This is a genomic window from Paenibacillus sp. IITD108, assembly GCF_036541265.1.
In the GTDB taxonomy this organism is placed as follows: Bacteria; Bacillota; Bacilli; order Paenibacillales; family Paenibacillaceae; genus Pristimantibacillus.
Genome location: NZ_JAZHCT010000001.1, coordinates 298560 through 311548 on the forward strand (window position 1 = coordinate 298560; position 12989 = coordinate 311548).

Sequence of the window (12989 nt, forward strand, 5' to 3'; positions counted from 1 at the left end):
CATCGTGCTCTATTTTTAATGATTTCATGCATAGAAATAGAGCCTGTCGAGAAACAGCTATTGTTTATGTATGCATACCTTTGCAATTTAAACTTGTAACGGATCACAGAGTCCTTATTAGCTATAAAAGCTGCCCAAATGAGCATTTGTTCACAGATAGCGCCTCTGTGTTTCGATTAATTGTGAATAGGGCAACAAGCAATAGAAAGGAGTGCCACTGCGATCAAGATTGGGATTCCGACCGCTGTTGTAGTCCAATTTTTTTGGATAAATAACCCTTGAAAAGGATAAAATTGACCTACAAAGGCGGACGCTGCCGCTTCTCCATTCCCATTCTTGCTCTCCGTTCCCCTTTCTCATTGCTTATCAATCGTTGCCCGCCATTAATCGACACCTACTACCCATTACTTTGATAAGAAACTATCAATTACTCCGATCCCTTGCAAAAGCAAGTACAACAGCAACCTCTGTTTTGTTGAACGGTTATTTTCGTGCCAATGCCTAAGTGCATTTCCTGTGTTTAGTTTTATGAAATCTGGCTTTTTTGTGATTCTAAGGGGAAAAACTGCCTTTAGTTTGGCAGAATTCGCAGGATATAGGGTGATTCAATAAAACTAGATACATGAAATACATCTAGAACCGTTTATTCGGCAAAAAATGAGAATCTAGATGCACAAAATGTAGTTACCACGAGATACTACCCAATATGCAAAAAGGCCAATCAGCCTTCAAGCTGATTGGCCATTATTTTGCGGAAATACTGCATTTCTACGGGCAGAATACTTTATTACAGCATTGCTTTTACTTTGCTCACAACATTTTCAACTGTAAATCCATATTCCTTAATTACGCGATCGCCAGGCGCTGAAGCTCCAAAGCGGTCAATCGCCAGTATATCGCCTTGCTCGCCTGTGTAACGCTCCCAGCCGAATGGATGAGCCATTTCAATTGCAAGACGGGCTTTAACATCAGGAAGAATAACAGATTGCTTGTATTCTTTCGACTGTTTTTCGAACAAATCCCAGCTCGGCATGCTGACTACGCGTACCTGAATGCCTTCTTCAGCCAGAGCTTTCTGAGCAGCTACAGCCAACTGCACCTCAGAGCCGGAAGCAAGCAGCTGTGCCTGTGGCTTTCCATTAGCCGCATCAGAAATGACATATGCGCCGCGCTTTACGTTTTCACGAACGCCTTGCACAGTGCCTTCAAGAACAGGCAGGTTTTGACGTGTCAAAACAAGCGCCACCGGATTTGCTTTATTTTCAACCGCGTAAGCCCAGGCTGCAGAAGTTTCGTTTGCATCAGCTGGACGAATAACGGTCAGATCCGGAATAATGCGGATCGATGCAAGCTGCTCAATCGGCTCATGAGTAGGCCCATCCTCGCCTACAGCGATACTGTCATGCGTCAGAACATAAACAACCGGCAGCTTCATAAGCGCTGCAAGACGAATAGCAGGACGCAAGTAATCAGTAAATACGAAGAAGGTGCCGCCAAATACTTTAAGGCCGGTATGCAGGCTCATGCCGTTCATAGCCGCTGCCATTCCGAACTCGCGAACGCCAAAGTATACGTTTCTGCCTGCATAGCTGCCAGGCTTGAATTGCTCCATGCCTTTAAGATTTGTCATCGTGGAGCTTTCAAGGTCAGCGGAGCCGCCAATAATGGCAGGTACATTTTTGGCAAGGGCGTTAAGCGCATGGCCAGAGGCAACGCGTGTAGACATTGCATTGCTGCCCGCTTCATACGCCGGCAGATCAGCGTCCCAGCCCTCAGGCAAATCGCCTGAAGTTGCTAGCTCAAATTGCGCAGCTAGAGCAGGATAAGCTTCCTTGTAGGAAGCAAACATCGCGTTCCAGTCCGCATTCGCTTTTTCGCCAGCTGCCTTTACCTCGGCAAAATGAGTGCGAACTTCATCCGGAACATGGAAATGATGCTCTTCATTCCAGCCATAGAATTGCTTAGTAAGCTTAGTCTCCTCTGTTCCAAGCGGAGAACCGTGCGTTCCAGCGCTTCCGCCTTTGCCGCCTTTGTTCGGACTTCCGTAGCCAATCATCGTTTTCACTTCAATAAGCGTAGGCTTTCTTGTTTCTGCCTGAGCTTCTGTTACAGCTTGTGCAATAGCTTGAAGATCATTGCCGTCTTCTACGCGAAGCACTTGCCAGCCATAACCCTCGAAGCGCCTTTGAACCGTTTCCGAATAAGACAAATTCAGCGCGCCGTCAAGCGAAATATCATTGGAATCATAAAGTACGATTAATTTGCCAAGCTCCAAATGTCCTGCAAGAGAAGCCGCTTCATGAGAAATGCCTTCCATCAAGTCGCCGTCGCCGCAGATCGAATAAGTAAAATGATTAATAACATTATAGTTCTCTTTGTTATATACCGTGCTCATATGCGCTTCCGCCATTGCCATACCGACAGCCATAGCAATTCCTTGTCCTAATGGGCCAGTTGTTGCATCGACCCCAGCGGTATGTCCGAATTCCGGATGGCCTGGTGTTAATGAACCCCACTGGCGGAAGTTTTGCAGCTCCTCAATCGGCAGGTCATAGCCGGAAAGATGCAGCAAGCTGTACAACAACATAGAGCCATGTCCAGCAGACAAGACGAAGCGATCGCGGTTAACCCATGCCGGATTGGACGGATTGTGCACCATCGTTTTGGCGAACAGCTGGTAGCCCATAGGCGCTGCTCCCATAGGCATACCTGGATGGCCCGATTTTGCCTTCTCTATAGAATCAATCGCTAAAGTCCGAATCGTAGCAATGGAAAGTTGATCAATTGTCAATGAAATTCCTCCTCAATCATATTAAGAAATGTAAACTGGCATATTTCAAAAAGTATTTCCTTTTGGAGTCTTCTCTATTAATTAAAAACAACCGTCTTGTTCTGATGCACGAGCACTCTGTCCTCGATATGCCATTTTACTGCCCGGGCAAGCACAACCTTTTCAATCGTTCTGCCGATGCGCTTTAGCTCATTGACATTGTGCCTGTGCGTCACACGCTGTACGTCCTGCTCAATAATCGGTCCCCCGTCAAGCTCTTCAGTTACGTAATGAGCCGTTGCGCCGATAATCTTAACGCCGCGCTGATAAGCTTGGGCATACGGCTTACCGCCTACAAAAGCAGGAAGGAAGGAATGATGAATATTTATAATCCGATTTGGAAACTGCTCGATAAACTTAGGAGAAACGATCTGCATATAGCGGGCAAGTACGATCATATCCGCTTTATCGCCGACAGCCTCCAGTTGCTTTCGCTCTGCCTCCGCCTTTGTTTCTGGTGTAACTGGAATATGATGATAAGGAATGCCAAACGATTCAACCTGTTCCTTCATATCCAGATGATTGCTTATTACCATAGCAATTTCTGCATTCAGCTCGCCTGATTTCCATTGCCATAGCAGCTCAAGCAAGCAATGATCCTCCTTGGATACAAAAATCGCAATACGCTTTTTACGGCTGGCGCGAAAAGTATGCCATTTCATTTCAAACCGGTCGGCTACGCGCGGAAAATCCTCTACAATGATCGGCAGCTCGCGGTCCATATCGTTCAGCTCAAACTCGAAGCGGATAAAAAACATGCCGCCTTCCGGGTCCATCGTATATTGGTCGGACTGAACAATATTAGCTCCATGCTCATGTAAAAATTGGGATACCGCCGCGACGATTCCCGGTCGATCCGGGCATGAAATCAGCATGCGAGCACGATTTGCACGCTGATCCTCTGCCAAAACTGATTTAGATTGCAATGACATTTAGCTTCTACTTCCTTTTCATAAATAATAGTCTTTCTTGCTCAAAGGTATATGCAGGAATGGCTTAACCCGACCTATTCACGCATACAACTAAGCCAGCAGCTGTTTGCCGGCAAACCAAGCAGTGATACGCTGATTCACCTGCTCCTCCGTGAGCTCTGCAGACAAAGCTCTCCCTTCCAATACGAGATCGTACAGTCTTTCCATCGGCTCTCTCGGATCTGCCTTTTTAGCCTTTGCATCATTCTTCAATACATCCCATACGGAAAGCACGTATAAGCGAGGATCTACTTCCGATTTTTCAAAGAAGTAATGAAGTCTCTCCACATCCTCTAGGAAGTGGCCGCCCAGCCGATCCTCTACATTGTTGCGCAGCAGAGCAATTTCAGCTTCATACATAGGCCGCTGCTTTTTGGCATCCTTGCCAATCCAAGGCGTTTCAAGAATAAACGGACGTCCTTGAAGACGCTCATGGTGAACAATATTTTTGATAGCCTCTTGCCCGATCCATCCTGAACCAAGCGGCGCATGGCGGTCCTTGCCGGCTCCGCGGCTATTTTTGCTATCGTTAATATGAACAACAGCTACGCGATCCAAGCCGACTATACGGTCAAATTGATCCAGTACGCCATCCAAGTCGCCGATGAGATCATAGCCGGCATCGTGCATATGACAGGTGTCCATACATACCGTAAGACGGTCATTGTATTGCACTTTATCTATTATCGCAGCAATCTCTTCAAAGCTGCGTCCTATTTCCGTGCCTTTTCCAGCCATCGTCTCCAAAGCAATATTAACATTTGTTTCCTTAGTGCCGGCTAAAACCTCGTTAAGCCCTTCCGCTATACGCGAAATCCCGTATTCAGCATCCTTATCCGTATACGCGCCTGGATGCAGCACAATATTGCGAACGCCGATATGATGCGTACGACGGATTTCCTCCTGCAAAAAGTTAACTGCCAGCTCGAAGGTGTCTTCCTTATAGGAGCCAAGATTAATAATGTAAGGAGCATGCACAACGATTTCGTTAATGCCTGCTTGTTCCATTAAAGCCTTGCCTTCCTCAATATATAACGAATCAATTGGCTTGCGCCTAGTATTTTGCGGCGCTCCTGTATAGATCATAAATGTACTTGAGCCGTATGACATTGCCTCTTGAGTCGCAGTGAGCAAACCCTTGTCCGAAAACGATACATGGGAACCTAGCTTTATCATAAAAAACGCCCCTTTCATTAATCACACCTTATTTTACAGGGAATGTCGAAATAAATCTAGGAATACGTTATAATTCATTTGAGAGGTGAACATAACGTATGAGCGGAGCTCCAAATTGGTTTATGTATTTTATCGTTTTCTGGGCTGTAGTCATGGTTGTAGCGATGTCCATAGGCGGCTTTTTTATGTTCAGAAAATTTTTAAAGGTACTGCCGATGCGCGACGGCAAATCGAAACTGGATTGGCAAAATTATTGGGTGGAACGAAGCCGCAGCATGTGGAATGACGATTCCAAGCAAATGCTGGACAAGCTTGTTTCTCCAGTTCCAACGCCTTTCAGAGATATTGCCAAACATTCTATAGCAGCAAAAATCGGTCAGGTTGCTATCGATCATGGCGCTACCACCGTGACGCGCGAGCATTGTATTGAAGGCTATATTCGAGCAACTCCAAAAAGAGACTATCGCAGTTTAATTACGTTTTTGGAGAAAGAAGGCATCGACTACAAAAACTATGAGCATCTATTTAATAAATAGACTGTCTGCAAGCAGGGTTGCAGCATTCTAACGGTTGCCACAAACGCTATTCATGTAAAAAGGCTGTACTTTTTTTTGTAACGGTTGCTATCATGCTTAATTAAGTCTTAATCGTTGATTTCCTTCGCAAAATGGTGAAATAACGATTATGACAACCGTTACACTTTTAAATCGGCTAAAACAGTCGAATTAGCAACGCTGACAACTGTTACATTTCTAATCGGCAAAACAATCTAAATAGCAACGCTGACAACTGTTACATTTTCCAATCGGCAAAACAATCGAAATAGCAACGCTGACAACCGTTACATTTTTAAATCAGCTAAAACAATCTAAATAGCAACGCTGACAACCGTTACATTTTCCAATCGGCAAAACAGGCGAAGAGTACCGCTGACAACTGTTTTGCGGTCTTAACAGGGAGATGTTGTCCAGCCTTGCGAGAGGGTTCCAAAATCCACTTTTGGGTCGCCCTCTTATTTTTTTGCAACCAATTAGTGGTTTAAAACGTCTTATATATGTAGGAGGTGTTCATCTATGAACTCATCAAGATTGAAAAAACGCTCGCAGGCAGCAGCAGCAGGTGCACTTGTGCTTGCTATGATGATTACCGCTTCGGCATGCGGCGACAGCAAACAGGTACCGAACAATGCTTCCAACCTTTCTTCACCACAAGTTGAGCAATCGCCGCAAGGCAGCGGCATTATAGACTCTGGCACAGCTGAGAAGGAAAATAATGATAATCAAGCTGCTAATGGCGGACAAACAGGCAGTCAATCATCAGGAGAGGCTGGCTCTGGCAGCAATTCGAGTGCAAATGAGACAGATCAAGAGCAGGTCCATACCGCTAGCGGGCAATATGTCGGCTTGCAGGATTCCAATCAAATAGAAATTATTACTGACAATGGCGCAGAAGCATTCCGGTTAACGGATGAAGTGCGTCCGGTGATTGAGACGCTGGAGCCAGATGCCAAGGTAGAAATAACATACACGATTGAAATTATTGAAAAAGATACGGGCTTAAAGCATTTATGGCTTCAATCTGTTAAAGTTATAGAGTAACTACAATTACTTGAACAATATTGCTTTATATAGAAGGAGCGAGATCGATGCGCGTTGCTATAGCAGGCGGAAGCGGATTTATTGGTCAAGCGCTCGCCAAAGCGCTGCTGGAGAGAAATAATGAAGTTATTATAATATCCCGGCATAAGGCCAGCCGTGACACTCATGAGAAGCTGCAGTCCGTTACATGGATGGAGCTTGCCGCCAACCACGACAAGCTCGAAGGTATGGATGCGGTTGTCAATCTGGCAGGCGAATCCATCAATCAGCGCTGGACCGCTAATGCAAAGCAGCGCATCGTTCAATCAAGATTATGGTCGGCAGCCCAGCTTGCCGGCCTTTTTGACATGCTCCATACGCCGCCGCCGCTCATCATTAACGCGTCTGGCATTTCGGCATATGGTGATGCTGCTCTAATGACATGCGATGAAAACAGTCCGACTGCTGACAGCGATTTTCTGTCTAAAGTAGTGAAGAGCTGGGAGCAGGCTGCCGATTCGATTCCAGCTCAGCGACTGATCAAGCTGCGGATCGGCGTCGTGCTGTCGCTTGAAGGCGGTGCGTTTCCATTGATGGCGCTGCCGTACCGCTTGTTTGGCGGGGGTCGCATTGGGAAGGGTACACAAGGCATTTCGTGGATTCACCTGGATGACCTTGTACGACTTATTATTTTTTGTTTGGAGCAGCCTGACCTAAGCGGAGTTGTCAACGCTTCCGCTCCTGAGCCTGTTGCCAATGATCAATTTGGCAGAGCGATTGGGCGCGCAATGAAGAGACCGCACTGGCTGCCAGTTCCGGCTCCTGCCTTTAGGCTGCTGCTTGGCGAAATGGCTGATTTGCTGCTGACTGGTCAAAGAGCAGTGCCTCGAAAAGCACTGAAGCATGGCTTTCAATTTCTTTATCCAACCGTTGATTCGGCCATGCAGCAGCTATTCAAAAATAATAATGCAAAATAATTAACCAGTTTTCAGCTCGTATACAGGGCCGTTTTTACCGGCCAGCTGAATTTGATCGCCATACTCAAGCTTATATTGTTTGTAAGGAATCATCTGCTCGCCATTTAGCATGCTGCCGTTGCGCGAGCCAAGATCCTTTGCACAATATCCGTCGGTATGGCGTTCTATTTCGATATGCAGTCGAGAAATGCCTTCAGCAGCTTCAACATAGGAAGCCGGTCCGCCGTTTCGGCCAATTCTGAAGCTCGGCTGAATGAGCTCGACCCGCTCCTCCTTCCCTTCCCATACCCGCTTCAGCCAAGACATCGTCGCAGCACCAGCATGCGGCCTGTCTTCCCGCGCCAGTAGAACGGTAGGTTCAGATATACTGGACTTGCCGGACAGTACTTCCATTGCAGGCTGCTGCAGCTTGCCGGCCGCCTCTGTTTCTATGAACACCTGCTGCAACGGCTCTACCACTTGCTGCCGGCTATTTTCTTTTTTGGCTTCACTGAAGCCGCTTTTATCAAAATGCCAGCGATTATTTCTCAATTCTCCAGAATGCAGCTCAAATTCTGTTGACAGCTTGACGCCTGCTGCATGCCGATCCGTATTCATTGTTCCGTAATGGTGTTCGAATTCGTCTCCGGTCGGCTCAATAAACATTCTGCTGTTTCGTTTGCTTATAAAAATAGCAAGCCCGAAAAATAGCAGCGTAGCAGCTCCGCTTATCAAAAGCTTTTGCTGGTTCGGATCGTTCAAATAGACGAAGCGCCAAACAAGCGCACTGCAAAGCAGCGCTGCCAGCAATGCCATCCTCATCCCCGTTTTGCCAAGCTTTTTAACAGCTTCCTGCTTCTCCTGCTCGCTCTCTGACTCCCCAATTTCATGTGCTTTTCCTTGTTCTTTTTCGAGATCAGGAGCCATCTGCTCATTATCTGTTTCATAATAAAATAGTGAAGCCTGCGGCTCTGGCTGCTTATTATTTTGGGCATAGGTATAAAACTGTTTTTCTACATCAGGCTTAGCATATGCAGTCCTAATTTCTCCTGCAATACCTGTCGAACTCATGGCCTCTTCCCCTATAGCTGCTAAACCATTTCCGTCCACCGCACTATGTTGTAATTTCTCACTTTCTGCTTTTGCACCGATTAAATCGAGCAAAGCAGCGCGCAGCTCTTCAATCGGCCAATGGCTTACATTCATAAGATGCAAAAGCCTTTTTAAGCCGCTGCCGTCTATTTTATCCACATAGGATGTCCAGCGTACAATAGTCGCCAGCAAATCCGTATGCCTGGAAACAGCTTCTTCCCCGGAGAGAGGCAAATAGGCAAGCTTAATATCCTGCCAACTGCCGCCTACAAATATAAATTGATCCTGCAGCAAGCACCCTTCAAAGCGGAGCATGTATTCCTCGCATTGAATCAGCGCGTCAACCAGGCCCAGCACTAGCACGTAATAATTGTGCATAGTGAGCGGCTCCCGCTGCAGTCTGTGAGAAAGCATCGTTACCTCTGTCAACGAAAAGCGAAACGTGCAATTGCCGTCAATCTCAAGCCAATCCACAGGCAAAAGATGAGGCACAGTGCTTGACCGAAGCATCTGCAGCTCCAATTCATCCAGCTCTGTCCGCTTTATTCCCCCTTCACGATCTATAATCATTTCATGCCCGCGATTCATACAAAAATCAACTTTAAGAGATCTCATTGCTAACCTCCCATGCTCATTCACCTGTGCTTATGATCAAAACCAAACTGTAGCGAAGGCTGGCGCAACTGCCAGCATAAAAGGAAATTTCCGGCCCGATTGCGCCCAGTAAAGCCAATGTTTTTTTTCAGTCTGCATACTTGCTGCAGCAATTGCTGCCGAATAAGTTTTTCGAATAAATCCGCTCTGAAAAATGAGCAATACGATGCCGATAAGTCCGGCATATATGATGGAATACATAGTAAGCTGCAATACCGGCAAGACGCCGCTCCATAAACCGATTACCGCGAATAGCTTTACATCGCCAGCCCCTATCCCTTTTAAAACATAAATAAGAAATAAAGGAATAAAGCCGCAAAGCATGCCTGTTAATGCTGGCCATAAAGCAGACACACCATGCCATACAACCTGATAAATGACACCGCCTATTAAAAAGCAAACTATTAATCGATTAGGTATAAGCTGTCTGCGGATATCGGTATATAGCGCTATACCAATAAGCAGCCCTATCGCTGCTGTCTCGATGTAAACTCACCTCCTAGTTTAAGAAGCTTTTGCTATTTTTTCTACGGAGAAAAATTTATGATCCCTTGCTCCTTCCCGGCTAAGTGACGCAGCCGATACTTCCCACAAGCCCGGCGTCGTATTGCCGGATACATGCCACGTCCAGCTTACCATTCCAGATGCGTCGGCCTGAGCCTCCCCTAGGTGCTTCGCCTTGCTTAACCCGCTCTTATAAAGCACTTCCAATGAAACAGCTTCTCCCGGATTCGCCAGAACGGTCACAGTAGCCTTGCGGCCGGGCCGAACCGGTGACGGCTCGATGGAAATAATCGACAGCTGCTGTCCTGTTACTGCCGTGCCAGTGTTGGCAGCTGCTGTGTCAGGAATCCATACTCTTTCTGCCGCGCCGGCATGAAGGATAATAGGAAGCTGCAGCAAAGGGACTTTGATCGGATATTGGTACGATACTGTCAAACTCAACTCTGCATGCTGCTTATTTTTATAATCAGGTATGCTGAGCTGAGCCAGCACAATTCTTTCCGCCGTAAGAAATCTGGCATCAGCATGCTGCCGTACAAGCGGTTCAACGGCAAATCTCCCGAGCTCTGTCGCAGCCATATTAATTGCAGGCTGCCAATCTCCTTTTAACGCAGAGGACAGCACCGTTCCAGAAGGGTCCGGCAGCCATTTTGCTGCTGCTGAAGCCAATTCTCTCAAGTGCTGCTCCCCGTCCATGCCCTGCACTGTGTCCGAAGACTTTGCTGATTGTTCAGACTGCTGGGCTAACTGCTGCAGCGCTTGATCAACCGGATACCAGTGCGCCGCGACGGCTCGTACTGTTTGTGCTGCAGAGGCATGCAGCGCCAGCTGGACAGCATTTAAATGAATAAAGATAATAAGAGCAAGCATGAATAACATCAGCACCGGCATAACTATTGCCGCCTCTAAAACAATTGAAGCTCTTTCCTCGCGAAAGTCAGCAAAACGCAATCGTTTTTTAATAAGACCATCCAATCGTTTTGCTCGTCTCATATCGTTTACCAGCAACCCTTCCATGCTTCGAGCCTACATGAAGTATTGTTTTCATTAATGATGGAATAAACCAAAGCTCCATTGACAACACCGCTTCAGCAGTAATTCCGCTAGGCACCTTCGCGAGTGTCAAGCCTGTGCTTTGCTCGATCACAGCAATCATTCTGCCGAGACGTTCCTGCTCCTTGCCGCCATGAAGCAGCATAAACAGTCTGATATAATCAACATAGCTAAGCTCCACAGGCGCATACTTGGACAGGGGTGCCTTTCCTTTATTTATTAAGGAGGATATATCCTCAACAGTCCTATCAATGGCATATATTAGTGCTGCTGACAAAATAAGCAGCGGATGCCCGAGCGACCGTTTTTCAAGCAGCCCTTCCATTAAGCGAACAGCTAGCCTGACCGCTACGATCTCTCCATAAGCGGCTGCAATATTAGACAACGGCTTATGCATGCCATAAAGCACATACTCAAGCTCCTGTTGTTGAAAATCAGCTGCTTCTGACAATGCGCTGGTATCCTTGCTATTCAAATAGGCAGCCAGCTGCTGCGGTTGAAACGCGTTGTAATAATGAACCGCATACTCGCCGTAATAAAAATGATCCCTTGCATTCAGCAGCATATCGCCGAGACCGCTGAACATGCCTCCGGAAACTTCTGTTGAATGATCAGCTGCATCGTAGGCATCTCCATAATCTTTACTGAAATTTTCACTTGCCTGATCCGTAAGCTCATTAAAACGCATATTATTTCGGTAGCTTTCCTCCGCCGCCTTAAACTGCTCCTTTTGTTCATCCGAAGGCTGGAATGCTTTTAAACCGTCCAATAAATGCTTCAGCTGCTTCCACTTGCTATTTGCTTCTTCTTCATTTTTTCGCAGCTGTCGTTTTACATTTTGTTCTGCCTCATCCTTTTTCCTTTCCTCAATTACTTGACCAGGGGCATCATACAGACGGCTGTATATATTCATTTTCTTTTGCAGCGCTGCTGATGTTTGAGAAAGCTGCGACAGGCTGGACAGCTGGACAGGTCTTGCAAGAGCAGCTTCAGCTTGAGCTGCAAAGGTTAATCCGGCAGCGGACGCCTGCCGCAATGCGTCGTGCTGCTCCAGCAGCTCTGCTTTATACTCCTCAAACCACTGATCCGTCTTTATTAGCTGCTCGCCGCTTTCACGAAGCTCCATTAGCAGACTGGACTCATAATCAAGCTCAGCGCCTTGCCCGTCAGCAACTTCATGCTGCGCGACTACTTCATACCCTGCTGACAAAACCGAATCCGCCTCATCCCGTACGGCTTTCATCTGCTCATTAATCTGCCATGCTGTCTCAAGCTCATGAGCTGCATCCTGAATAAGCGATTCATGCTTGCCGGCAATAAAGCCGGCAGAACTATTCAAGGCTGCCGACACATTATGTACGAGCCTTTCATAGCGTGCTGTTTCTTCCAAATATGGAATGACGATCTGCTGCTCAGAATCTGGATCGCCGGCAGCCTGTTTTTGTGCCTCCAACACGGCCTGCGCTTGTGCTTGCAGCTGCTCAAAGTACGGAGTATAACCATCGATTATCGCTGAGATGGTATCATCGGAATTTTGTCTTTGAGCATGCCTGCCAGAGGCCAGCGAAGCAAGATCGCTTGACGCAGCTGCATTCGCAGCCTGCTCCTGCAGGTCTAGCACGCGCTGCAAGCTGTTTTCACGTTTTTCATACAACCGCCGCAAAGAATTAAGTGAATTCACGGCAGCTGCTGATTGTTTCATCGAATTGGCTAACGGTACAAATTTTGAAATAACCTCTATTGTAAAATCAATTGGCGCCTTATATTTCATTTCCTCCAGCACCTGCCTGCCGAACACCGCATGCTGCCCAAGCTGTTGATTAGCAGATATATTGAACTGCTCCAGCTTTACGTTAATCAGCTTGAACGATTGCCTGCCAATCGACTGCGCTTCGTTATTTTTGAGAAACACCTGTTCAAATATTTGCTCAGGCGGTGTTCCTCCTCTTCCAAATAAGCCATAGCGTTCAAACAATTGTTTGTCATAAGCTGACAATACAGAACGCACGCCGCTCCGCAGCGAGTCTTCCGCTTGTTTTTGAAATACAGCAATTCTTGCATAATCAATTAGAAATGAAAAAAACAATAGCAAGGAGGCCATTACGATGGCCGCAAAAACAGTAATGGCTCCATCGCTTCGGAATAATAGCTTGACTAGCCGGCACTGGCTCATCTT

Annotated in this window: 10 protein-coding genes; 3 read left to right on the forward strand and 7 right to left on the reverse strand. The window is 46.7% G+C overall.

Going from position 1 to position 12989, the window contains the following annotated elements; genetic code table 11:
* Positions 1-787: 787 nt before the first annotated feature.
* From tkt to V1L65_RS01280, 3 genes are all read right to left on the reverse strand, one after another.
* Positions 788-2797: a transketolase gene (tkt, locus tag V1L65_RS01270; protein ID WP_331697331.1), complete on the reverse strand. Its 2010-nt coding sequence runs from the start codon at positions 2795-2797 to the stop codon at positions 788-790.
* 71 nt (positions 2798-2868) lie between these two features.
* A complete protein-coding gene (gene purU, locus V1L65_RS01275; RefSeq protein ID WP_331697232.1) occupies positions 2869-3762 on the reverse strand; it encodes a formyltetrahydrofolate deformylase in 894 nt (297 codons plus the stop codon).
* A gap of 90 nt (positions 3763-3852) precedes the next feature.
* On the reverse strand, positions 3853-4977 hold the full coding sequence (locus tag V1L65_RS01280) for a deoxyribonuclease IV (protein ID WP_331697233.1): 1125 nt from the start codon (positions 4975-4977) through the stop codon (positions 3853-3855).
* Positions 4978-5075: 98 nt separating this feature from the next.
* On the opposite strand from V1L65_RS01280, the gene V1L65_RS01285 reads away from it, so the two are divergent.
* From V1L65_RS01285 to V1L65_RS01295, 3 genes are all read left to right on the forward strand, one after another.
* Positions 5076-5513, forward strand: a complete 438-nt coding sequence (locus V1L65_RS01285) for a DUF2621 domain-containing protein (protein ID WP_331697234.1) — start codon at positions 5076-5078, stop codon at positions 5511-5513.
* Positions 5514-6050: 537 nt separating this feature from the next.
* Positions 6051-6575 carry a hypothetical protein gene (locus tag V1L65_RS01290; protein WP_331697235.1) on the forward strand — a complete coding sequence of 175 codons (525 nt, stop codon included), beginning with the start codon at positions 6051-6053 and terminating at the stop codon, positions 6573-6575.
* 47 nt (positions 6576-6622) lie between these two features.
* Positions 6623-7531, forward strand: coding sequence for a TIGR01777 family oxidoreductase (locus V1L65_RS01295; RefSeq protein ID WP_331697236.1), 909 nt, complete (start codon positions 6623-6625; stop codon positions 7529-7531).
* On the opposite strand, the gene V1L65_RS01300 is transcribed toward V1L65_RS01295, so the two are convergent.
* The 4 genes from V1L65_RS01300 to V1L65_RS01315 are packed head-to-tail and all read right to left on the reverse strand — an operon-like array spanning position 7532 to position 12986.
* Positions 7532-9217 carry a DUF6382 domain-containing protein gene (locus tag V1L65_RS01300; protein ID WP_331697237.1) on the reverse strand — a complete coding sequence of 562 codons (1686 nt, stop codon included), beginning with the start codon at positions 9215-9217 and terminating at the stop codon, positions 7532-7534.
* 36 nt (positions 9218-9253) lie between these two features.
* Positions 9254-9742: an A24 family peptidase gene (locus tag V1L65_RS01305; RefSeq protein ID WP_331697332.1), complete on the reverse strand. Its 489-nt coding sequence runs from the start codon at positions 9740-9742 to the stop codon at positions 9254-9256.
* Positions 9743-9760: 18 nt separating this feature from the next.
* The gene (locus V1L65_RS01310; RefSeq protein ID WP_331697238.1) at positions 9761-10753 is read right to left on the reverse strand and encodes a TadE/TadG family type IV pilus assembly protein; all 993 of its coding nucleotides are present in this window, start codon (positions 10751-10753) and stop codon (positions 9761-9763) included.
* Positions 10719-12986, reverse strand: a complete 2268-nt coding sequence (locus V1L65_RS01315; RefSeq protein ID WP_331697239.1) for a TadE/TadG family type IV pilus assembly protein — start codon at positions 12984-12986, stop codon at positions 10719-10721. Before V1L65_RS01315 ends, V1L65_RS01310 begins: the two co-directional genes overlap by 35 nt.
* Between the last annotated feature and the right edge of the window lie 3 nt (positions 12987-12989).

Coding starts and splice junctions, on each gene's coding strand:
- purU (WP_331697232.1), bottom strand. CDS start 3,762: ATGTCATTGCAATCTAAATCAGTTTTGGCAGAGGATCAGCGTGCAAAT.
- V1L65_RS01280 (WP_331697233.1), bottom strand. CDS start 4,977: ATGATAAAGCTAGGTTCCCATGTATCGTTTTCGGACAAGGGTTTGCTC.
- V1L65_RS01285 (WP_331697234.1), top strand. CDS start 5,076: ATGAGCGGAGCTCCAAATTGGTTTATGTATTTTATCGTTTTCTGGGCT.
- V1L65_RS01290 (WP_331697235.1), top strand. CDS start 6,051: ATGAACTCATCAAGATTGAAAAAACGCTCGCAGGCAGCAGCAGCAGGT.
- V1L65_RS01295 (WP_331697236.1), top strand. CDS start 6,623: ATGCGCGTTGCTATAGCAGGCGGAAGCGGATTTATTGGTCAAGCGCTC.
- V1L65_RS01300 (WP_331697237.1), bottom strand. CDS start 9,217: ATGAGATCTCTTAAAGTTGATTTTTGTATGAATCGCGGGCATGAAATG.
- V1L65_RS01310 (WP_331697238.1), bottom strand. CDS start 10,753: ATGAGACGAGCAAAACGATTGGATGGTCTTATTAAAAAACGATTGCGT.
- V1L65_RS01315 (WP_331697239.1), bottom strand. CDS start 12,986: ATGAGCCAGTGCCGGCTAGTCAAGCTATTATTCCGAAGCGATGGAGCC.